Raw genomic sequence first — 22,232 nt, forward strand, 5'->3', positions numbered from 1 at the left:
CCGTTGCCAGCCTCTTGTGGACCTTGTGAAGGGCTCGTGCAGACTGGCCGAATGCGTACTGAACTGATTTCCGAGCCCGGCGACCCGGCCCGCCCCAACGAGGACTTCGCCGCACTCGCGCTTCCGGCTTCAGGACAGGGTGGGGCGCTGGTCGTCCTGGACGGCGTGACTCCGCCGCCGACCGACTACGGCTGTCTTCATTCCGTCCACTGGTTCAGCACACGACTCGGCGGGGCACTGACCGAACTGTCCGTTTCCCGCCGGGATCTGACCCTGGCGGAGATCCTGTCGGCCGCCGTCCGGCGCACCGCCGACACCCACGCCTCCACCTGTGACCTTTCTCACCCACGCACGCCTCAGGCGACCGTGGTCCTGGCCCGCTGGTCGGACGCCACGGTGGAGTATCTGGTCCTGTCGGACTCGGCCCTGCTGATCGAGGCCCCCGACGGCACGGTCACCGCTCTCCTGGACGACCGCCTCGCCCGCATACCGCGCGCCAGTCTGGCGACGGACGCGATCGCGGACGCGACGGTCCGCAACAAGGAGAGCGGTTTCTTCACGGCGGCCGCGGACCCCTCGGTCGCCGCCCGCGCGGTGACGGGCGAGCTGCCGCGTGCGGCGGTACGCACGCTCACGGCCCTGACGGACGGCGCGACCCGCTGGACGGAGAAGTTCCACAAGGGCGACTGGACGGATCTGTTCTCGCTCGTGCGCAAGGAGGGGGCGGCGGCATTGGTAGAGCGCGTACGGACCCTGGAGGCCGCCGACCACGAGGAGCGGGCGTACTTGGGCCGCAGCAAGACGCACGACGACGCGACGGTGGTGCACGTGGAGCTGTGAGCGGCTCGCGGGGAGCCGTGCGGGGTCCGCGCAGCCCCGAGCAGGCTATTTCTCCATGCTCTGGTTCAACTGGTTCAGCAGGCGGGCCAGTTCGGCCACTTCGCGCCGGTCCCAGTGGGACAGTTCCCGCACGTACAGCGCACGGCGCGCCTCACGCACGTTTCCGACCCGGGTGCGGCCCTCCTCGGTGAGGTGGACCAGCCACGCCCGGCCGTCCGCCGGGTCCGGCTCCCGGGCCACCAGGCCCAGGTCCTCCAGGGCGCGCAACTGGCGGGACATGGTGGCCTTGCCGACGCCGATGTAGGCCGCGAGCTCCGTCGCACGCTGCCGGCCGTACTCGTCCAGGCGCACGAGCAGGCCGTACGCCGCGGGCTCCAGGTCCGGGTGGACCTCTCGGGCCATCTCGCCCTGATTGGCCCTGGCCCGTCGCAGGAACACCGTCAGCTCACGCTCCAGGGAGAGGAATTCCCGGTCCGCGCCGCCGCATTCCAGACCGCTTTCCGGCACGCCGGAGTCGCCCCCGCGCTCCTCGCCGTTTCCATGCTCGTGCACGTCAGTACCCCTGCCCCGGTTTCCCGTTCCTGAAAGTTTCCGCCGAGCATCGCCATTGCCGCAGCTCCGCCAGTATTTCGCAGGCTTAGACCAACGGCGTTCTCCGACCCCTCTTCCCAGCCCGGGTCCACGTGCCTAGCTTCGTTGGCGTCTCTGGCATGCTCACGCCATTGTGCGGCGGCCGGGGACCGGCACTCCCCACGCGCCCGGCCCGCCCGGGCGTCTCCCCCACCGAGTCACCCGGAGGCTCGTATGCCCGTGCACAGACCCGGATCGTTCCGGCAGCCCGGCCTGCTCGCGGCCGGAATCCTGCTCGCCCTGCTGTCCCTGCTGACCGCCCTCCCGGCCCACGCCGCGGGCACACCCGCCCGTGGCACCGCGTACATGGGCATGGGCGTCCTGGCCCACGACGGCCGAGGCGGCACACCCGCACCCGGTCTCGTCGCCCAGACGGAAGGCGTCGACGTCTCCGGCTACCAGGGCAACGTCGCCTGGTCCACGCTGTGGAACAGCGGCGTGCGTTGGGCGTACTCAAAGGCGACGGAAGGGACTTACTACACGAACCCCTACTTCGCCCAGCAGTACAACGGCTCGTACACCATCGGCATGATCCGCGGCGCGTACCACTTCGCCACCCCGGACACCACGAGCGGCGCCACCCAGGCCAACTACTTCGTCGACCACGGCGGCGGCTGGTCCGGGGACGGAAAGACGCTGCCGGGCACGCTCGACATCGAGTGGAACCCGTACGGGGCGGCCTGCTACGGCAAGTCGGCGAGCGCGATGGTCAGCTGGATCGCCGACTTCCTGAACACCTACCGGGCCCGTACCGGCCGGAACGCCGTGATCTACACGGCCACCAACTGGTGGACCCAGTGCACCGGCAACTACGGCGGCTTCGCCTCGGCCGACCCGCTGTGGATCGCCCGCTACGCCGCCGACCCGGGCACGCTGCCGGCCGGCTGGGCGTACTACGCGATGTGGCAATACACGTCGTCCGGACCGACGGTCGGGGACCACGACAAGTTCAACGGCGCCCTCGACAGGGTCCAGGCACTCGCCAACGGCTAGCGCCACAGACCCCCGGCCGGGACCCGGGGATCGCTCCCCGGACCCGCACGGCACCAGCGCGCTCGACAGAGTGCGGGCACTCGCCGACGGCCTACGTCCCTGTGCGGTCGCACGGGAAGGCCCGGGCCTCCCTCACGGAGCCCGGGCCTTCTTTCATCCCGCGACGTCCGTCACGCCGCCACGGGAACCTCGGGCGCCGCGTCGTTCGTGGCCGGCGCGAGCGCCAGCTCGAGGACCTGGCGGACGTCGGTGACGGCGTGCACGTCGAGCTTGTCCAGCACCTCCGCCGGCACGTCGTCCAGGTCGGGCTCGTTGCGCTTCGGGATGACGACGGTCTTCACACCCGCCCGGTGGGCGGCGAGCAGCTTCTGCTTCACCCCTCCGATGGGCAGGACACGGCCGGTGAGCGAGACCTCGCCCGTCATCGCCACGTCCGTACGCACCAGGCGGCCGGACAGCAGCGAGGCGAGTGCGGTCGTCATCGTGACGCCCGCGCTCGGCCCGTCCTTGGGGACCGCGCCCGCCGGGAAGTGGATGTGCACACCCCGGTCCTTCAGGTCGCCGACCGGCAGCTCCAGTTCGGCACCGTGTGAGCGCAGGAAGCTCAGCGCGATCTGCGCCGACTCCTTCATCACGTCGCCGAGCTGGCCGGTCAGCGTCAGGCCTGCCGCACCCGTCTCCGGATCGGCCAGCGACGCCTCCACATAGAGGACGTCACCACCGGCGCCGGTGACCGCGAGTCCGGTCGCCACGCCGGGGACCGCCGTGCGCCGCTCGGCCGGGTCCTGGGCGGACTCGGGCACGTGGTGCGGACGCCCGATCAGGCCGCGCAGATCCTCGTCGCGGACGGTGAAGGGCAGCTCCTTCTCGCCCAGTTCGTGCTGGGCCGCGACCTTGCGCAGCAGCCGTGCGATCGACCGCTCCAGGTTCCGTACGCCCGCCTCCCGGGTGTACTCGCCGGCGAGCTTGCGCAGCGCGCCCTCGTCGAGCGCGACCTCGTCCTTGTTCAGACCTGCCCGCTCCAGCTGGCGCGGAAGCAGGTGGTCGCGGGCGATGACGACCTTCTCGTCCTCGGTGTAGCCGTCGAGGCGGACCAGCTCCATACGGTCGAGCAGGGCCTCCGGGATGGCTTCGAGGACGTTCGCCGTCGCGAGGAAGACCACGTCGGACAGGTCGAGTTCGACCTCGAGGTAGTGGTCGCGGAAAGTGTGGTTCTGGGCCGGGTCGAGGACCTCCAGCAGGGCGGCCGCCGGGTCGCCCCGGAAGTCCGAGCCCACCTTGTCGATCTCGTCGAGCAGGACGACCGGGTTCATCGAGCCGGCCTCCTTGATGGCGCGGACGATACGGCCGGGCAGGGCGCCGACGTAGGTACGCCGGTGACCGCGGATCTCGGCTTCGTCGCGTACGCCGCCGAGCGCGACCCGCACGAACTTGCGGCCCATGGCGTGCGCCACCGACTCGCCGAGGCTCGTCTTGCCCACACCGGGCGGCCCGACCAGAGCGAGAACGGCACCTCCGCGCCGCCCGCCCACGACCCCCAGGCCGCGGTCGGCGCGCCGCTTGCGCACCGCCAGGTACTCCGTGATCCGCTCCTTCACGTCCTCGAGGCCCGAGTGCTCGGCGTCCAGGACGGCCTTGGCGCCGAGGATGTCGTATGCGTCCTCGGTGCGCTCGTTCCACGGCAGCTCCAGCACCGTGTCCAGCCAGGTGCGGATCCACGACCCCTCGGGCGACTGGTCGCTGGACCGCTCCAGCTTGTCGACCTCCTTGAGCGCGGCCTCGCGGACCTTCTCCGGCAGGTCGGCGGCCTCGACCCGGGCCCGGTAGTCGTCGGACTCCTCGCCCTCCTTCGCGTCGCCGTTCAGCTCGCGCAGCTCCTTGCGGACGGCCTCCAGCTGACGGCGCAGCAGGAACTCGCGCTGCTGCTTGTCGACGCCCTCCTGGACGTCCTTGGCGATGGACTCGGCCACGTCCTGCTCGGCGAGGTGCTCGCGCAGTTGCTCAGTGGCGAGCTTGAGCCGGGCCACCGGGTCGGCGGTCTCCAGCAGCGCCACCTTCTGTTCGGTGGTCAGGAACGGCGAGTAGCCGGAGTTGTCGGCGAGCGCGGAGACGTCGTCGATCGCCTGGACACGGTCCACGACCTGCCAGGCACCGCGCTTCTTCAGCCAGCTGGTGGCGAGGGCCTTGTACTCCTTGACCAGTTCGGCGACGTGGCCGGGCAAGGGGTCGGGAACGGTCTCGTCGATCCTCGTGCCCTCGACCCACAGCGCCGCACCCGGCCCGGTGGTCCCGGCGCCGATCTGCACACGGCCGCGGCCGCGGATCAGGGCGCCCGGGTCGCCGTCGGCCAGCCGGCCGACCTGCTCGACCGTGCCGAGCACACCCGTGCCCGCGTACGTCCCGTCAATGCGAGGAACCAGCAGAACCCTGGGCTTTCCGGGCTCCGACCGGGCGGCGGCCTGGGCAGCCTCGACCGCAGCGCGCACCTCGGAATCACTCAGGTCCAGCGGAACCACCATGCCGGGCAGCACGACCTCGCCGTCGAGCGGCAGCACGGGCAAAGCGAGCGGTGTGAACGCCGTGGACTCAGCAGCCATGATCTCCCCTTCGGCAGTCAAGTTGAGCTACACGGACTCAATGTCCATGAGGATTCGATTGTTCCCCAGGAGACGTTCGCTCTGAGCGATCAGGCCTGCCGCCTTCGTTGACGGCACGTCAGGCCGGGTGGGAAGCGATTCCGATGTCGTCCCAACGCCCTCGGGAGCGCAAGGCTTCCCGGCCGAACGGCCGTCATGCCCGCGCGCCGACGGGCAGCACGACCGTCCGGCAGTCGCCCCGCCGCCTGCCGCCCGCCGTACGGTCTGCTCATGACGGAATCGGAGATCCTTCTCGCCGCCTACGACGACCAGATGCGCGGTGCCCCGCCGAGCCCGCCCGCCGGAGTCGCCCACGAGTACGACGGCCCGCTGCTGCGGATCGTCGGCCAGTTCCGTGGGCTCGTCAGCGGGCCTCGCGACCTCGGGGTGTACGGGGCCGAGCTCGACCGGCTGATCGTCCGGCAGCGCGACTACTTCGCCGCCCGCGGCGAGGCGGTGGAGTGGAAGACGCGCGGGCACGACACCCCGGCCGACCTCGTGGACCGGCTGCGCGCCGCCGGCTTCGTGCCCGAGGACCAGGAGACGGTGGTCATCGGGCCCACCGCGGACCTGGCGGTACGGCACCCGGTCCTCCCGGAGGGCGTCACGCTGCGCCGCGTCACGGCCATGGCGGACATGCGCCGCATCGCCGCCATGGAATCGGCCGTCTGGGGGGAGGACTGCGGCTGGCTCGCGGACGACCTGACCGGCCGGGTGGCCGCCGCGCCGGACGAGATCGCGGTTCATGTGGCCGAGGCGGACGGGGAGGTCGTCTCGGCTGCCTGGCTGGTGTTCCGCGAGGGGACCGAGTTCGCGAGCCTGTGGGGCGGCTCGACGCTGGCCCGGTGGCGGGGCAAGGGGATCTACCGGGCGCTGGTCGCGGTGCGTGCCGACGTCGCGGCGGAACGCGGCGTCCGCTACCTCCAGGTGGACGCCTCCGACGACAGCGCCCCGATCCTGCGCCGTCTGGGCTTTCGGGCGGTGACCACGACGACGCCCTACGTGTGGACACCGCCGGAGCGCTGACCGAACCGCCGAACCGCCGGACCGGCGGGAGCGGCTACCGGGCGGGGGCGGCCTCCTGGGGCCTCTTCCGCCACCGCCGCACCAGCGGCCACATGGCGATCCCGATGGCCAGGGACATCAGATGGCCCCAGTTGCTCAGGGGGTCCGTGAACGCGACGAGGTCCTGGAGCAGTATGCCGCCGAACACGATGAGCACCGCCCAGCGCAGCCATGGCCGCAGCAGGCCGGTCAGTGCGCCGAGGCTCGCCGCCACGCCGAAGCTGATGCCGTAGTCGAGGCGGTGCAGGGAGCTGTCGGGCAGTTCGCCGACCAGTACCCACAGACCGACCGGGAGCTCGGTGGCCAGGGTCGCGAGGACGTGCCCGAGCAGGAAGACGACGACCGTGCGCCGTCCTCCTATCCGCCGCTCGAGCGCGGTCAGCACGAGCAGGAAGATCAGCGTGTACGACGAGGTGATCCCGCCCGCGATCCACAGCGCGCTGGCGATGAGCACCGGCACCGGGGTCCGCACCAGATGGGCGACGTCGGTGCTGGACTGCTGGTACAGGGTGTGCACCAGGGCCGGGTCGGCGTACGCGGCGAAGAGCGAGGTGACGGCGAGGACGGCGGCGTACCCGAAGGTGAAGGGGGTGGCCACGGGGTTCGGCAGGAGCAGCCAGGGACGCGGGCCCGCCTTCGGCGCGGGCGGGCAGAGGGCCGGAAGGGCCGGCTGGCATGCCGTGCGCTGGCGCGGCATGCCGTCAAGGAATGGCGCGCCCGTCCCCGGGGCCGTGAACGTGGCGTCAGCCGCCGAGACCGTGCGTTCCAAGGCGCGGCGCTCCTTCCGTCACGCACCACCCTTGGCGTCGCAGGGGTCGCTGTCTATGACCGACGCCACCACCGTCCCGATTTCAAAGCAACTTCTCAGACGCCTCGCACGTCCGGCGCAACCGCGCGAACGGAGGTTCGCACCCTAACGGCGGTCGGGCCAGGTCACGACGCTGAGCGCGCGCCGGGTTCGGCGCACGGAGCCGCGGAAAGGCCTACCCGCCCGACCAAAATCAGTCGTCATCAGCAGATCACGTCACCAGAATGTGACCCATGGCTCATCCGTACGACACCTACGACGCCCCAGAAGTGCTCGACCGCCGCTCGGGCCCCTACGGCGAGGTGGTGCTGCGGCGCCAGGGCGGACTGCTGCAGATCATCGCCAACGGCTGCTTCCTGATGGACAACTCCGACGGGCGCTCGGAGCGACTGCTCGTCGACGCCGCCCGCGACGCCCTGGACTGCCGCCCCCACCCCCACGTGCTGATCGGCGGACTCGGCGTCGGCTTCTCGCTCGCGCACGCCGCGGCGGACACCCGCTGGGGAGGGATCACGGTCGTCGAACGGGACCGGGCCGTCATCGACTGGCACCGCGACGGCCCGCTGTCCGCCCTGACCGCGGACGCGCTGGCCGACCCGCGCACCCGCCTCCTCGCAACGGATCTCGTCGCTTACGTCAATGAGACGTCGGACACGTACGACGCACTATGCCTCGACATCGACAACGGGCCCGGCTGGACCGTCACGGAGGACAACGAAAGCCTGTACTCGACGGCAGGACTGGCAAGCTGCGCACGCCTGTTGAGGCCCGGAGGAGTACTGGCGGTATGGTCGGCACAGCCCTCTCCGGAATTTGAAGGAACCCTCTGGAATGCCGGGTTCCAGCAGGTCCGTACCGAAGAGGTCCCGGTTGCCCGGGGCGTTCCGGACGTCGTGCATCTTGCTGTCAGACCTGGATAGCCGACCGGCGGTAACTCCCCGTACGCTGCATCCCTGACGCGGATCATTCAAGCGTCAAACGCAGTCATGGGATCACCCCACGGATTCCGGAAAGCAACCCCAGGGGCGGGCGATGGAGCAGACACACACCGCACACAACGGCACGACGGCGACCCCGGGCGCGCAGCGGCGGGTTCTGGTGGTCGAGGACGACCAGACCATCCAGGACGCCATCGCCGCCCGCCTGCGCGCCGAGGGATTCCTCGTGCAAACGGCCGGCGACGGCCCGGCAGCGGTCGACACGGCCGAGGCCTGGCAGCCCGACCTGCTGATTCTCGACATCATGCTGCCGGGCTTCGACGGCCTGGAAGTCTGCCGCCGCGTGCAGGCACAGCGCCCGGTACCGGTGCTGATGCTCACCGCGCGCGACGACGAGACGGACATGCTGGTCGGGCTCGGCGTCGGCGCCGACGACTACATGACCAAGCCGTTCTCGATGCGGGAACTGGCGGCGCGCGTGCACGTGCTGCTGCGCCGGGTCGAGCGGGCCGCACTGGCCGCCGCCACCCCGCGCACCGGCATCCTGCGCCTCGGCGAACTGGAGATCGACCACGCACAGCGCCGGGTCCGGGTGCGCAGCGAGGACGTCCACCTCACGCCCACCGAGTTCGACCTGCTCGTGTGCCTGGCGAACACCCCGCGCGCGGTCCTGTCCCGCGAGCAGCTGCTCGCGGAGGTCTGGGACTGGGCCGACGCCTCCGGCACCCGCACCGTGGACAGCCACATCAAGGCCCTGCGGCGGAAGATCGGCGCGGAACGCATCCGTACCGTGCACGGCGTCGGCTACGCGCTGGAGACCCCGACGCCATGAGCGGCGAGCCGTCGCCACGGAGAGGCCCCGGGGAGCCCTGGGGCGGCGTTCGCCCGTTCTCGGTCAAGACCAAGCTGGGCGCACTGGTCGTCATCTCGGTGCTGATCACTACGGGTCTGCTGCTGATCGCGGTGCGCACCGAGACCGAGCTCCGCTTCATCACGGTGTTCTCGATGATCGCCACCCTGCTGATCACGCAGTTCGTGGCCCACTCGCTCACCGCTCCGCTCGACGAGATGAACACGGTGGCCCGGTCCATCTCGCACGGCGACTACACCCGCCGGGTGCGCGACACACGCCGGGACGAGCTGGGCGACCTGGCCCACACGATCAACCTGATGGCCGACGAGCTCGAGGCCCAGGACCGACAGCGCAAGGAACTCGTGGCGAATGTCTCCCACGAGCTGCGCACGCCCATCGCGGGACTGCGCGCGGTGCTGGAGAACATCGTCGACGGGATATCGGCCGCCGACCCGGAGACGATGCGCACGGCGCTGAAGCAGACGGAACGGCTCGGGCGCCTGGTGGAGACCCTGCTGGACCTCTCCCGCCTGGACAACGGTGTGGTTCCGCTGAAGAAGCGCCGCTTCGAGGTGTGGCCGTACCTCTCGGGCGTCCTCAAGGAGGCCCAGATGGTGTCCTCCGCCCGCGCGGGCATCGCCTCGGGCTCCGGAACCCACACCCGTACCGATGTCCATCTGCATCTGGACGTGACCCCGCCGGAGCTGACCGCGCACGCGGACCCCGAGCGCATCCACCAGGTCGTGGCCAACCTGATCGACAACGCGGTCAAGCACAGCCCGCCGCACGGGCGCGTGACCGTGAAGGCGCGGCGCGGGACGCACGCCGAGTCGCTGGAGCTCGAGGTCCTGGACGAGGGTCCCGGCATCCCCAAGTCGGAGTGGCACCGGGTCTTCGAGCGCTTCAACCGCGGAGCGGTGAACCGGCCGCACGGGCCGGGCAGCGACGGCGGCACGGGCCTCGGTCTGGCGATCGCCCGCTGGGCGGTCGAGCTGCACGGCGGCCGGATCGGGGTGGCCGAATCCCCCCGCGGCTGCCGGATCCAGGTCACCCTTCCGGGAGAGCCATCCGCGTCCGGTTGACGTAAAGTTCAAAGCGGAGCCACAAGATCCATACAGGTCCCCGCTGACGGACACGTGTGATCAGGCAGGGGCCCGCGCATCCCCCGCGCCGGGCCGGGTCCGCCGTACCCGCCGAGAACGGAACCCCCCTTGTTTCCCGCCATTTCCAGCGCCGAAACACGCTTTCCGGTGTGACTTACACGACGATGAACCGGCCTGGCCTGACCTTCGCGGCCGGGGAGGCGTAGCCTTTATTCCCGCTGTCCAATCACCTTGTGAAGCGGAAGAGGGCGGTTGCCGCCGTGTCGCCACAGTCCCCCAGTAACTCGAGCATCTCCACCGACGACCAAGCCGGGAAGAACCCCGCGGCCGCGTTCGGTCCGAACGAGTGGCTCGTCGATGAGATCTATCAGCAGTACCTCCAGGACCCGAATTCGGTAGACCGTGCCTGGTGGGACTTCTTCGCCGACTACAAGCCGGGAGCCCCCGCCTCCGCGGCCGGTACCGCGGCCGCGGGGGCCGCGGAGACCACCGCGTCGGCCCAGGCCGCGCCCGCCGCCCAGGCTGCCGCTCCCACGGCTCCGGCCGCGCCGCCGGCCCCGGCCGCTCCTGCGCAGCCGGCCGCCGCGCCTGCCCCGGCGAAGGCCGCCGCGCCCGCCGCGAAGCCCGCCGCCGCACCCGCCGCCAAGCCCGCCGCGGCGCCCGCACAGCCCAAGAAGGACGAGGCCGTGGCCCAGGCGCCCCAGGGTCCTGAGCTGGTGACCCTGCGCGGCCCCTCAGCCGCCGTCGTGAAGAACATGAACGCCTCGCTGGAGCTGCCCACGGCCACGTCCGTGCGCGCGGTGCCGGTGAAGCTGCTCTTCGACAACCGCATCGTCATCAACAACCACCTCAAGCGCGCCCGGGGCGGGAAGATCTCCTTCACGCACCTGATCGGCTACGCGATGGTCCAGGCCATCAAGGCCATGCCGTCGATGAACTGGTCCTTCGCGGAGAAGGACGGCAAGCCGACCCTGGTCAAGCCGGAGCACGTCAACCTCGGCCTCGCCATCGACCTGGTGAAGCCGAACGGTGACCGCCAACTCGTCGTCGCGGCGATCAAGAAGGCCGAGACGCTCAACTTCTTCGAGTTCTGGCAGGGCTACGAGGACATCGTCCGCCGCGCCCGCGACGGCAAGCTGACGATGGACGACTTCACCGGCGTGACGGTCTCTCTCACCAACCCCGGCGGCCTCGGCACCGTCCACTCGGTGCCGCGTCTGATGCCCGGCCAGTCGGTGATCATGGGCGTCGGCTCGATGGACTACCCGGCGGAGTTCCAGGGCACCTCCCAGGACACCCTGAACAAGCTCGGCATCTCCAAGGTCATGACGCTCACGTCGACCTACGACCACCGGGTGATCCAGGGCGCCGCCTCCGGCGAGTTCCTGCGCGTCGTCGCCAACCTCCTGCTCGGCGAGAACGGCTTCTACGACGAGATCTTCGAGGCCCTGCGCATCCCCTACGAGCCGGTCCGCTGGCTCAAGGACATCGACGCCTCGCACGACGACGACGTCACCAAGGCCGCCCGCGTCTTCGAGCTGATCCACTCCTACCGGGTCCGCGGCCACGTCATGGCCGACACCGACCCGCTGGAGTACCGCCAGCGCAAGCACCCCGACCTGGACATCGTCGAGCACGGGCTCACCCTGTGGGACCTGGAGCGCGAGTTCGCCGTCGGCGGCTTCGCCGGCAAGTCGATGATGAAGCTGCGCGACATCCTCGGCGTGCTGCGCGACTCGTACTGCCGCACCACCGGCATCGAGTACATGCACATCCAGGACCCCAAGCAGCGCAAGTGGATCCAGGACCGCGTGGAGCGCCCGCACACCAAGCCGGAGCGCGAGGAGCAGCTGCGCATCCTGCGCCGGCTGAACGCGGCGGAGGCCTTCGAGACCTTCCTGCAGACCAAGTACGTCGGCCAGAAGCGCTTCTCCCTGGAGGGCGGCGAATCGGTCATCCCGCTGCTCGACGCGGTGATCGACAGCGCGGCCGAGTCCCGCCTGGACGAGGTCGTCATCGGCATGGCCCACCGCGGCCGCCTGAACGTCCTCGCGAACATCGTCGGCAAGTCCTACGCGCAGATCTTCCGCGAGTTCGAGGGCAACCTCGACCCGAAGTCGATGCACGGCTCCGGCGACGTGAAGTACCACCTGGGCGCCGAGGGCACCTTCACCGGTCTCGACGGCGAGCAGATCAAGGTCTCCCTCGCCGCCAACCCGTCCCACCTGGAGACGGTCGACCCGGTCATCGAGGGCATCACCCGGGCCAAGCAGGACATCATCAACAAGGGCGGTACGGACTTCACGGTCCTGCCGGTGGCGATCCACGGCGACGCGGCCTTCGCGGGCCAGGGCGTGGTGGCCGAGACCCTGAACATGTCGCAGCTGCGGGGCTACCGCACGGGCGGCACGGTCCACATCGTCATCAACAACCAGGTCGGCTTCACCGCGGCCCCCGAGTCCTCGCGTTCCTCCATGTACGCGACGGACGTGGCCCGCATGATCGAGGCCCCGATCTTCCACGTGAACGGCGACGACCCCGAGGCGGTCGTGCGCGTCGCGCGTCTGGCCTTCGAGTTCCGCCAGGCGTTCAACAAGGACGTGGTGATCGACCTCATCTGCTACCGCCGCCGCGGTCACAACGAGTCGGACAACCCGGCCTTCACCCAGCCGCTGATGTACGACCTGATCGACAAGAAGCGTTCGGTGCGCAAGCTGTACACCGAGTCGCTGATCGGCCGGGGCGACATCACGCTGGAAGAGGCCGAGCAGGCGCTGCAGGACTACCAGGGCCAGCTGGAGAAGGTCTTCACCGAGGTCCGCGAGGCCACGTCGCAGCCGGTTTCGGCCGCGACGCCGGAGCCGCAGGACGGCTTCCCGGTGGCGGTCGACACGGCCGTGTCCGCCGAGGTCGTCAAGCGGATCGCCGAGTCCCAGGTCAACATCCCCGACTACTTCACCGTCCACCCGCGCCTGCTGCCGCAGCTTCAGCGCCGGGCGGCCATGGTCGAGGACGGCACGATCGACTGGGGCATGGGCGAGACCCTGGCCATCGGCTCGCTGCTCCTCGAGGGCACGCCGGTCCGCCTCTCCGGCCAGGACTCCCGCCGCGGCACCTTCGGCCAGCGCCACGCGGTACTGATCGACCGCGAGACGGGCGAGGACTACACCCCGCTGCAGTACCTGTCGGAGGACCAGGCGCGCTACAACGTCTACGACTCCCTGCTGTCCGAGTACGCGGTCATGGGCTTCGAGTACGGCTACTCGCTGGCCCGCCCCGACGCGCTCGTGATGTGGGAGGCGCAGTTCGGCGACTTCGTCAACGGCGCGCAGAGCGTCGTCGACGAGTACATCTCGGCGGCGGAGCAGAAGTGGGGCCAGACGTCCGGCGTCACCCTGCTCCTCCCGCACGGCTACGAGGGCCAGGGCCCGGACCACTCCTCGGCCCGCCCGGAGCGGTTCCTGCAGCTCTGCGCCCAGAACAACATGACGGTCGCGATGCCGACCCTGCCGTCGAACTACTTCCACCTCCTGCGGTGGCAGGTGCACAACCCGCACCACAAACCGCTGGTGGTCTTCACGCCGAAGTCGATGCTGCGCCTCAAGGCCGCCGCGTCGAAGGCGGAGGAGTTCACGACGGGCCAGTTCCGCCCGGTCATCGGCGACTCCTCGGTGGACCCGGCCGGGGTCCGCAAGGTCGTCTTCACGGCGGGCAAGGTCTACTACGACCTCGAGGCCGAGCGCCGGAAGCGCGGTGTGACGGACACGGCGATCATCCGTCTCGAGCGCCTGTACCCGCTGCCGGGTGCCGAGCTCCAGGCCGAGATCAAGAAGTACCCGAACACCGAGAAGTACCTGTGGGTCCAGGAGGAGCCGGCGAACCAGGGCGCCTGGCCGTTCATCGCCCTGAACCTCATCGACCACCTGGACCTGGCGGTCGGCGCGGACATCCCGGCCGGCGAGCGCCTGCGCCGCATCTCGCGCCCGCACAGCTCGTCCCCGGCCGTGGGCTCGGCGAAGCGGCACCAGGCGGAGCAGGAGCAGCTGGTGCGTGAGGTGTTCGAGGCGTGAGCCTCTGAGCGCTGCTGACGAGAGGGCCCGGCCCCGGGATTTTCCCGGGGCCGGGCCCTTCGTCGTACGTCCTCGGTGGCCCGGCGACAGCCCGGCTGTCGCCGGGCTCAGGGAATCTCAGGCTCGAAGTCCCAGTGGGGGCGGACTCGGTTACGGGCCGACACGCTCTGGGGGTGCCGCGCGCCAAGAGTCGCCGCCAGCGCGCTCAAAGTTTCCGCCTCCACTCGGTCGGCCTCCTGCCGTTGTCCGAGTGTCCGCAGGTCATAGGCGAGCGCGATGCGCGCACACAGCGTCAGCGGATGCCGGGCGCCGAGCCTGCCAGCGGCCCTCGTGGCTGCCTCCCGGCTCAAGACGACGGCGGATTCTGGGTCGCCCACGAGGTTGCGCAAGTCCGAGGTGTTGAGGGCACAGGCGAGTGTCCAGGGGTGGTCCTCCCCCACCGCGGAGCTCATGTTGGCAAGAGAGCGCTCGGCCAGAGCGTAAGCCTGCTCCCCTTCTCCGACATGACGAAGGATCAGGGCGTGGTTGGCCCAGGCTCCCGCGGTGTACGGGTGCGCCGGTCCGAGCAGCCGTTCGTAGCGGTCACCGACGGACTCACTGATGAGCCGGGCTGCGTCGATGTTGCCGTGCTCACGGGCATAGCAGCTCTGACTAGCGGCGAAAAGAAGCGTGAGCGGGTCCGTGTCGCCCAGGACTCTTTCTCCTTGCCGCAGCAGGTGACTGAAGAGCGGCCCCGCCCGTTCATGATCCGTGCCCCGATACAAGCACACGGCGAAGTTGTGCTCGGCTCTCAGGGTTTGGGGGCGGGTGCGGCCGAGAATCTCCTGGTGCAGGGTCACATTGTGGTCCTGCAACTGCAAGGCCTCGGCATATCGGCCCAGGAGCCGTAAATCCGTGGCGCACAGAATGCCCGAGAAGAGAGTCCACACATCGCCGGACCCCAGAATCCGCTGCCGCTCCCCCAGCGTCTGCTGATCGATCTCGAGAGCCTCGTGATAACGGCCGAGCAGACGCAGCGACACGGCTTTGTTGTTCAGTGCCGACAGCGTGCGCGGCTCGCTCGCTCCGAGGAGTGCTTCGTAGCCGTCCACGACCTCCTGGGAGAGGGCGAGAGCCTCGTCATAACGGGCCAGTGCGCGCAGGTCCGCGGCGAGACCGCCGACAGCCCGCAGGTATCCGAGATTTCGGCGGCCGCTCACCGCGAGGTACTGCTCGACCGCCGTGCGGCTCACGGCCTCACTGTGCTGGTAGTCCCCGCACGCCCGAAGCAGGTTGGCGTAGTGGTGGCCGAGGTCCCACAGCAGTTCGTTGTGACTGCCCGGAAGCTCCTGCCAGGCCGGCAGCACCTGCTCGGCGAACCAGACGCCCGTGCTGTACTCGCCCGAAACGTACATGTAGCGCAGGCAGTTGAGGATCAGCGTGTGAACGGTGGGGTCCGCGCTGTGGAGTACATCCGCGTACTCCAGATGCGGGACGATCCCGGCGTATCGCAGCCAGACGTCGGGGTCTGAGGGTCGCCGTGGATCGGCAGTGGCCAGGGCCCGGCGGACCACCCCCGCGAAGACCTGCCGGTCCTCGTCGGGCATGTCGTTGCGCACGACTTGGTGCACCATCCGGTGCAGATACAGGTACTCCGCCGACTGACCCGGCTCATGGGAGTCCAGGCGCACGACCGAGTACTGGCGCAGCTGGCCGATCGCCCTGTCCCACACCCGCGTCTCTTGCAGCAACTCTGCAATGGGTTGGGGAAGTTCGTCCGTCGGCATCTCCCTGAGCAGGCGTACGGGGACCGAGCCGGGCGCGAAGAAGGTGCACAGACGCAGCAGGACCACGGACTCCGGGCAACTCTCGCGCAGTCTTGTCAACAGGATGGACAGAGCCGAGCGGAAGGTGAGCGGGAAGTCGGCGGACACCTTCGCCGCGGTCCGACCAGGATCCCTTTGGAGGAGTTCGAGGTATTCGTCGACGGACATGCCGGAGTCCTCGAGCCAGGCCGCGTTCTGGTCCAGCAGGAGGGGCAGGTCTTCGAGGGCCTCCGCCAGCCGGTCGGCCTCCGCGTCCGTGAGCCGGGGCGCTCCGCGACGGATGAAGGCGACGGATTCACCCCGTTCGTAGACCGGTACTTCGAGCAGCGAGCTGCCGTGGTTGCGCCAGCCGGGGTTGCGGGAGGTGATCAGGACGTGCCCCGGTCCGGTCGGCACCAGGTCAGCGATCTGATCCGGCTCGTCGGCGCCGTCCAGGATCAGCAGCCAGCGCGCATAGGGGGCCCCGCGGCCGAGTGCCTCGCCCACCGCTCGCAGCCGCTCGCCGTACTCCGCCCCCGTCGCGAGCCCCAGAGCGGGAGCGAGCTCCGCGAGCCGCTGCCTCGCGAAAGTCCGGCTGTCTGCGCTCACCCACCACACCACGTCGTACTCGGACCCGAATCGGTACGCGTACTCGGTGGCGAGCTGGGTCTTCCCCACACCCGGCATGCCCTTGAGAGTCACCATCCCCCGGCCCTGCATGAGGAGATGGCAGGTGTCCCCCAGGAGCGACTCACGGCCCATGAACCGGGAATTGCGGCGCGGTACGCCGCCCCACACCCGGATGGCATCCATGGGGAAACGGGGGTGACCGCCTCCGGCGCCGTTCATGGACTCCTGCAGCGGGTCGGCCTGCAATCCGAGTACGCGCAGGACCTGTTGCTCGGCCTCGACCGCGGTCAGGTCGTACAGGCCGACCGGGTCGATGGCCTCGACAGCGGCCGGCAGGGAGGACGCCGTCACCGACACCGCTGCGAAGCGGTCCGCGTTGGGGACGACGACCTCGTACAAAGCCTCGTTCCACTCCTCGCGCGTCCTTCGGCCCGCCCCGAAGTACCCCTCGCTGAGGACCAGCAGGACCGGCCCGGGAGCGAGCAGCAAATCCCTGAGGGACTCCGCCAAGGGGGTCCCGCTCGGCGGATCCCAACGCTGGTGGACGACGCGATGGCCGTACCGCTCCAGGCAGTCGCCGATCCAGTCGGCCCAGGCGCGATGGAATCCGGCGCAGCTGATCGTGACAGTCTGCCGACCGGCACGTCGAGGGCGCCGCTCAGGTGTCCGGTCCGGAAGATCGCTCCGCTGGGGCTCGCCCGGGCCCGATCGCTCGTCCAGCCAGGTGCCCCGTCCGCGATCGAGGGGTGCCGACGGCCGCGTCGTCGAGGACGTCCGCTCCCTTACGACGTCCACCAGCTTCGCCGCCGGTTCCCGTCCCGGCTGTCGTTCCCGGATCTCGGAGCGCAACTCGGCCTTGCGGACGGGGACACCCCACTGGTTGCTGATGGTCAGCCACAGGGATGCCTCCCCCGTCTCACCGGTCGTCGAGACTCGGAAGCGCGCCGCCCCGTATGTTCCGCCGAAGCGGTGCAGAACGACGCTCGGTTCGTCGAGCGCCGTGCAGACGAAGGAAGGGGAGCCGTCGAGGGCGACAGTGAAGGTGAACTCCTCCACGGGGTAGGGCCATTCCGCAGGTGCGCCGTCCGGCTGCGGCAGGGGTCCGCGCAGATCGACGGTGACGAGGTAGTCGCACTCGGTCTCGGCCTGGCGGGGCCAGGCCACGACGGGTTCGATCACCAAGGGGTGCCGATCTCCACTCACCGCACGCCCCTTCCTGCAGCGCTCTGTCCGTCCTCTGCCGCCAGTCGCAGTGTGGTGAGCGGATGGCCGTAGTAGTGGAACATGAAGGCGTACAGGAGGCGCAGCACGCGTTTCTGGCCCACCCGATCGACCTGGCCGTCATCGTTGCGCGTGGTCGGGATGGCCCTCAGGGAGCCGAACTCCTCGATCGCGCGGGCCCGGAACGACCGCAGGGTCTCGGCAATCGGCTGCTGGGGGTGCGTGGCCACCTCGTGCACCAGGCGCCGCACCAGCTTGCGCGCCTCCTGGTCTCCTACCTTTCCCGCCGTGACGATGCACCCGCCCGCTCCTTTGCGCAAGAAGAGTTCGGCGAATCCACGCAGGGCGTACTCCCCCTGTGCCCGGTTGTGCACGAAACGTCCTGAGTGACAGGCGTTGAGGCAGACCAGGGAGCGGTCCATGTCCAGCACCCGCATGGGCTGGCCGTTGAACTCGGCCCAGGTGCGGTCGCCGAGCGACAGGCGCGGGACGGTCGAACCGTACGTGCCGTGGCAGCCCATGTAGACGAGCCCGGTGCGGTCGACGGGCGTGTCGAGCGCCTCCAGGAAGGGAGTCATCTCCATGTGCGACTGGTGTGCGTACCGGGCGAAGACATGGCCGTCGTCGGTCATGTCCTTGTGGAGGTAGCTGAGGACGCGCCCGTGGCACTCGCCCCTCTCCCGCGGCAGATCCTGGCCGACATCGTGCACGGTGGTCCAGCGGACCAGAACGAGCTGTGCCCCCAGCGGCCCGCCCTCCAAGCCGAGTTCCGCATCAGAGGGCAGCCAGAACAGTTCCCAGGGCAGTTCGTATCCCGTGTCGTCCCACACGACCAGCCGCAGCGTGTTGCCGTGCCGGTCCCGGATCCGGTTGATCCAGCGGGCGAGTTCCCCCTGGTTTCCGGACCAGAGCTGGATGCCCCGCAGGATCTCCGACGGGTACTCACCGTCGCCACTCACGTTGCCGAGACCGACGGCAGGCGCGGTGAGGCGGTCGGGCCCGGCCGAGCAGTTCAGCGTGAGGTCTCCGCACCAGCCCTGGAGCCGGTAGGACTCCTGCCCGTCCTCCGCCTCGGCCCTCGCCACGCGGAGCACCGCTGCCCCCTCGTCGAGGCGCTCCACCGGCCGCACCTCGCCGCCTCCGAGGCCGGAGGGCGGTTCATGCGAACGGCGCAGCTGCCGTACGGAAGCCGGTTCGCGGCGGGCTGCGGGACGCAGGCCGGACAGAGGCCCGCGACGCATCACGGTGTCCACCCCCACCAGCCAGCGCGCACCATGCCGCGGCTCAGTGTCCACCGGCGATCCCCTCGCCTGCGGTTCCGGTCCCGCGGCCGGGGCGTCCCTCGACGACGCTCCCGCCCAGCGTCTCGGCGAGTGCGAAGGGCAGGTCTCCGTAGGGCTCCCTGCCCGCGTCCACAACGGCCACGTGCATCCTCGTTCGGTCCATGGCTCCGACGCGTGCTGCCGCCTCGAGGGCGTCCTCGACGCCCGACGCGGCCACCGGCCCGCCGAGCCGACCGCTGTGGCTGGCCCGCAGCGGAACGTTGCCACGCCCGTCGGTGACGACGACCAACCAGGCCTCCGCCAGACTGCTCCCCTGCTGCTGAAAGGCGCGGCGCAAGGCCTGCGCTGCCTGCTCGATGCCGTGCGCGAGGGGTGTGGCACGGCCAGCCGGGCGGTAGAGCGCGGCAAGGACCCGAGGGTCGAGAACGTTGCGGGCGGCGAAGGCATGGGCTCGCAGCTCGTCGGCGGCCTCCGCACTGCCGACCTCGACCACCTGTGCGGCGGCCCGCCCGGTGTACGCCCACTGCAGGAAGGGAGCCAGCGCATCCTGCCAGTCCCATTCGTCGGGCCGGCAAGTGTGGTCCAGGACCAGCACCAGCATGCGTTCCGGGGCTTCGGCGCGGACGTAGCTGTGCAGGTCGACGGGCGACACCGTGAACCGCTCGGTCCCCCGGACGCGTTGGTGCACGGCGGCCTCCCGTACGGTGCGCACGTAAGCGAGGTCCCGCAGGTCCCTCGCCCGCCGGGTGCCGACCGCCACTCCGCGTGCGGAGGGCGATCCCGCCGTGCGCTGCCAGGGACTGCGTAGGGGCGCGAAGTCCCGGAGTGGCTCTGCCTCGTCCTCGGGGTACGGGGTGACCGCCGCTTGGGGCGTCCGGCCCTGACCGGTGCCGATCGCTTCCGGCGGCTCGGTCTCCAGGAGTCGCTCGCCCGTCCCGGAGCGCAGACGGTCTCCAACGGGTGTGCTTTTCCGGCGTCGTGGCACGGTGCGTGGCGCCGGGCGGGGGTGCTCGGCCGATGACAAAGGCTCCGCCGGGCCGGCATCCATGTCACCGTGGTGCGGCGCATCCGCCACTGTCAGGCCCATGAGCCGGGCGGCCTCGTCGCAGTGGCCGGCGGAGACCGCTTGTTCGCCGTTCAGTGCTGCCAAGGTGCGGGCCAGTCTCGCGAGGGCTAGTTCCCTGCGGGCTCCGGCGTCCGGCCCGAGGAGTTCCATCACACGGCCGAGAGCCTCGTCGGTGACGGTCACGGCCGGGATTCCTTGCACGGCGGCAGTGCGCCATGTGTGCGGCAGGCTTCCCAGCAGCCTGTCCGTCGGGGGCAATCGCAGAGCACCCGCGGGAAGCCGGAGGGCGAACCTGTCCAGCAGGTGCAGACTGAGCCGGCCCACGTCGGACGAACGGCAGGCTGCCAGCCAGCGCGTCCGGGGCCGGGCCGTCTGGCGCAGTCCCGTGTGCTCGACCACGGCGACATCCGCCCCGAGCAACTGCACGGCCGCGCGCATGCCGGCGACGCTCAGCCGGGTCAGGTCCGCGACGACGACCACCGGCGGCGGTCCGGGGCGGGTGTCGGCCCGGATGAGAGGGCCCGGCTCGATCCGGAACACGATGCCGTCGGATTCCTGCCGCAGCCCGGGCCGGACCCATAGGTCCTCGTCACGGCTGGTGGCCCCCAGCATGAGCGGGGGCCGGTCGGGTTCGGCACCGCCCAATGGCCCCGCACCTGTGACGATTCGTGTGAACAGACGTGCCACGGAGTCGACGAGCCGGGGTTCGAGGTCGAAGAGCAGCACCCCGGACAGCGCGGGTTCGGCAGCGGCACAGACGAGGGCGCGGGTCAGCCGCCGGGCGAGGTCGTCCGGCTCCTCCGGCGCGCTGAGTTCGGACACGGCGAAACCCTTCCGCAGGTCGGAGGCCATGAAGCGGATCAGTCGGACTCGAAGAGGTCCTTGACTCGGGCCTGCTCGTCGGAACCCCAGTCGAAGGTTCCGCCGTGGGCGGTCTCCGGCCGCCGGTGCCGAAGCGCCATGGGCAGCACACGCAGCAGATGAACGCGCTCCACTCGGTCCGCGCCGTCCAGTGCCGCGAGGGCGCGGGCCGCCAGCGTGGCCACGATCTCGCCGCGCTGTCCGACCGCGTCCACGCGCTCTGCCGCCTCGGCGCACAGCCGAACGATGTCGTCCGGCACCTGAACGTGCCGTACCCGGTCCCGCGCCGCCTCCAGCCGCCTACGGGTCTCCGCGCCCTCATGCCCAGCCGTGGCAAGCCAGCCGGACTCCTCCCCGGCCAGCTCCCTCTCAAAGTCCAGCACCGTACGGATCATCCGACGGCGCGCCTCCACGTCCAACTGCTCGGCGGTGACCATCAGCCCGAAACGGTCGAGCAACTGCGGCCGCAACCCGCCCTCTTCGGGGTTCATGGTGCCCACGAGCCCGAAGGACAGGTGCTTGGCGGTGGCGAGGCCTTCCCGCTGCACCGAGAGAACCCCGGTCGAGACGACGTCGAGGATGATGTTGACGAGGTGGTCGTCCAGGAGGTTCACCTCGTCGATGTAGAGAAGCCCCTTCTCGTGAGCATCCTCGAGAAGACCCGGCTGGGGGCGGGGCTCACCGCGCATGAGGGCGTCCAGTTCCCAGCCACCTAGCACGCGGTCGTCCGTGGCGTTGATGGGAAGGGTGACGGGCAGCTCGTCATGCGCCATGAGAGCGAAGGCCCGTACCAGGGTGGATTTGGCGGTGCCACGCGCGCCGGCCATGAGAACTCCGCCTATGCGGGGCGCGACGTGGTTGAGTTCCAGCGCCAGCTTCAGATCGCCCTGCCCCACGACACGGCTGTACGGCAGTATGTGCACGTCACCCGTCGTACGGCTCACGATGTAGTCCCTTCCGGATCCGGCGACGGTTCCTGCGGCGCACCGGACGTCCGCCACCGGAAGGTGATCTGGAGCTGCGCCTCCGCCCCGCTCTTGACCAGCGCGGCCACCCCGGCGTCGACCTTGATCGAGAGCTGCATCTCTATCTCGTCCGGCCGCACCTCTTCCCTGAGCTCCCCGAAGCGCCTCACTGCCTGGGCCGCGCAACGCCGTGCAAGATCCAGTCCGTCGGTGTAGGCGTCCCGTGCGATCTGGACGACACGCTGGGCGGCGCCGTCCCGGGTCTCCTCGTCGCCGTAGACAAGGTCAAGGCCGTCCGAGGAGGCGGGTCGGAGGTCGGTGTCTACTTCGATGGCGATGGGCCCGTCCGCTCCCGCCGGGACAGGTCCCACTAAGATCACCACACCGTCCCCCTGGTTCAACTCTCCTGCTGTGCCCGGCTGTTGAGAGTGAGACCTTCGTACTTCCCCGGCGTGCGGGCCGTTATGCGCACCGGGGTGGTTGGAC

The 22,232-nt window shown here is 70.2% G+C and carries 15 protein-coding genes; 7 read left to right on the forward strand and 8 right to left on the reverse strand.

Features of this window, described 5'->3' with window-relative positions:
- Window positions 1–51: 51 nt before the first annotated feature.
- Window positions 52–840, forward strand: a complete 789-nt coding sequence (locus tag ACWDA7_RS21250) for a protein phosphatase 2C domain-containing protein (protein ID WP_450605799.1) — start codon at window positions 52–54, stop codon at window positions 838–840.
- 45 nt (window positions 841–885) lie between these two features.
- On the opposite strand, the gene ACWDA7_RS21255 is transcribed toward ACWDA7_RS21250, so the two are convergent.
- Window positions 886–1,392, reverse strand: coding sequence for a MarR family transcriptional regulator (locus ACWDA7_RS21255; RefSeq protein ID WP_432932386.1), 507 nt, complete (start codon window positions 1,390–1,392; stop codon window positions 886–888).
- 252 nt (window positions 1,393–1,644) lie between these two features.
- Here ACWDA7_RS21255 and ACWDA7_RS21260 point away from each other — a divergent pair, with 252 nt between their 5' ends.
- Window positions 1,645–2,463 carry a lysozyme gene (locus tag ACWDA7_RS21260; protein ID WP_450605800.1) on the forward strand — a complete coding sequence of 273 codons (819 nt, stop codon included), beginning with the start codon at window positions 1,645–1,647 and terminating at the stop codon, window positions 2,461–2,463.
- 170 nt (window positions 2,464–2,633) lie between these two features.
- Here ACWDA7_RS21260 and lon read toward each other — a convergent pair whose 3' ends face one another.
- On the reverse strand, window positions 2,634–5,060 hold the full coding sequence (gene lon, locus ACWDA7_RS21265; protein WP_450605801.1) for an endopeptidase La: 2,427 nt from the start codon (window positions 5,058–5,060) through the stop codon (window positions 2,634–2,636).
- 270 nt (window positions 5,061–5,330) lie between these two features.
- Here lon and ACWDA7_RS21270 point away from each other — a divergent pair, with 270 nt between their 5' ends.
- Window positions 5,331–6,125, forward strand: a complete 795-nt coding sequence (locus tag ACWDA7_RS21270) for a GNAT family N-acetyltransferase (protein ID WP_450605802.1) — start codon at window positions 5,331–5,333, stop codon at window positions 6,123–6,125.
- 34 nt (window positions 6,126–6,159) lie between these two features.
- Here ACWDA7_RS21270 and ACWDA7_RS21275 read toward each other — a convergent pair whose 3' ends face one another.
- Window positions 6,160–6,933 (reverse strand): rhomboid-like protein, encoded by a 774-nt coding sequence (locus tag ACWDA7_RS21275; RefSeq protein ID WP_450605803.1) that lies wholly within the window; start codon window positions 6,931–6,933, stop codon window positions 6,160–6,162.
- A 272-nt stretch (window positions 6,934–7,205) separates the two neighbouring features.
- Between ACWDA7_RS21275 and ACWDA7_RS21280 the strand changes: the two genes are divergently transcribed.
- The 4 genes from ACWDA7_RS21280 (at window position 7,206) to ACWDA7_RS21295 (ending at window position 13,936) form a co-directional block, all read left to right on the forward strand.
- Entirely contained in the window at window positions 7,206–7,892 is a 687-nt protein-coding gene (locus ACWDA7_RS21280) for a spermine/spermidine synthase domain-containing protein (protein WP_450605804.1), read from the forward strand.
- Window positions 7,893–8,004: 112 nt separating this feature from the next.
- A complete protein-coding gene (locus ACWDA7_RS21285; RefSeq protein ID WP_450605805.1) occupies window positions 8,005–8,742 on the forward strand; it encodes a response regulator transcription factor in 738 nt (245 codons plus the stop codon).
- On the forward strand, window positions 8,739–9,845 hold the full coding sequence (locus ACWDA7_RS21290) for a HAMP domain-containing sensor histidine kinase (RefSeq protein ID WP_450605806.1): 1,107 nt from the start codon (window positions 8,739–8,741) through the stop codon (window positions 9,843–9,845). Before ACWDA7_RS21285 ends, ACWDA7_RS21290 begins: the two co-directional genes overlap by 4 nt.
- Window positions 9,846–10,126: 281 nt before the next feature.
- Window positions 10,127–13,936: a multifunctional oxoglutarate decarboxylase/oxoglutarate dehydrogenase thiamine pyrophosphate-binding subunit/dihydrolipoyllysine-residue succinyltransferase subunit gene (locus ACWDA7_RS21295; protein WP_450605807.1), complete on the forward strand. Its 3,810-nt coding sequence runs from the start codon at window positions 10,127–10,129 to the stop codon at window positions 13,934–13,936.
- A 107-nt stretch (window positions 13,937–14,043) separates the two neighbouring features.
- On the opposite strand, the gene fxsT is transcribed toward ACWDA7_RS21295, so the two are convergent.
- The 5 genes from fxsT to ACWDA7_RS21320 form a co-directional block, all read right to left on the reverse strand.
- The gene (gene fxsT / locus ACWDA7_RS21300; protein ID WP_450605820.1) at window positions 14,044–16,971 is read right to left on the reverse strand and encodes an FxSxx-COOH system tetratricopeptide repeat protein; all 2,928 of its coding nucleotides are present in this window, start codon (window positions 16,969–16,971) and stop codon (window positions 14,044–14,046) included.
- Window positions 16,972–17,549: 578 nt separating this feature from the next.
- Window positions 17,550–18,866: a CHAT domain-containing protein gene (locus ACWDA7_RS21305; RefSeq protein WP_450605808.1), complete on the reverse strand. Its 1,317-nt coding sequence runs from the start codon at window positions 18,864–18,866 to the stop codon at window positions 17,550–17,552.
- Window positions 18,856–20,742, reverse strand: a complete 1,887-nt coding sequence (locus ACWDA7_RS21310) for a magnesium chelatase (protein WP_450605809.1) — start codon at window positions 20,740–20,742, stop codon at window positions 18,856–18,858. Before ACWDA7_RS21310 ends, ACWDA7_RS21305 begins: the two co-directional genes overlap by 11 nt.
- Before the next feature lie 38 nt (window positions 20,743–20,780).
- Entirely contained in the window at window positions 20,781–21,725 is a 945-nt protein-coding gene (locus ACWDA7_RS21315) for an AAA family ATPase (protein ID WP_450605810.1), read from the reverse strand.
- Window positions 21,722–22,117 carry a CU044_2847 family protein gene (locus ACWDA7_RS21320; RefSeq protein ID WP_450605811.1) on the reverse strand — a complete coding sequence of 132 codons (396 nt, stop codon included), beginning with the start codon at window positions 22,115–22,117 and terminating at the stop codon, window positions 21,722–21,724. Before ACWDA7_RS21320 ends, ACWDA7_RS21315 begins: the two co-directional genes overlap by 4 nt.
- Window positions 22,118–22,232: the final 115 nt, after the last annotated feature.

Source organism: Streptomyces sp. NPDC001156, assembly GCF_053598275.1.

Coding starts and splice junctions, on each gene's coding strand:
- ACWDA7_RS21250 (WP_450605799.1), top strand. CDS start 52: ATGCGTACTGAACTGATTTCCGAGCCCGGCGACCCGGCCCGCCCCAAC.
- ACWDA7_RS21270 (WP_450605802.1), top strand. CDS start 5,331: ATGACGGAATCGGAGATCCTTCTCGCCGCCTACGACGACCAGATGCGC.
- ACWDA7_RS21285 (WP_450605805.1), top strand. CDS start 8,005: ATGGAGCAGACACACACCGCACACAACGGCACGACGGCGACCCCGGGC.
- ACWDA7_RS21280 (WP_450605804.1), top strand. CDS start 7,206: ATGGCTCATCCGTACGACACCTACGACGCCCCAGAAGTGCTCGACCGC.
- lon (WP_450605801.1), bottom strand. CDS start 5,060: ATGGCTGCTGAGTCCACGGCGTTCACACCGCTCGCTTTGCCCGTGCTG.
- ACWDA7_RS21290 (WP_450605806.1), top strand. CDS start 8,739: ATGAGCGGCGAGCCGTCGCCACGGAGAGGCCCCGGGGAGCCCTGGGGC.
- ACWDA7_RS21260 (WP_450605800.1), top strand. CDS start 1,645: ATGCCCGTGCACAGACCCGGATCGTTCCGGCAGCCCGGCCTGCTCGCG.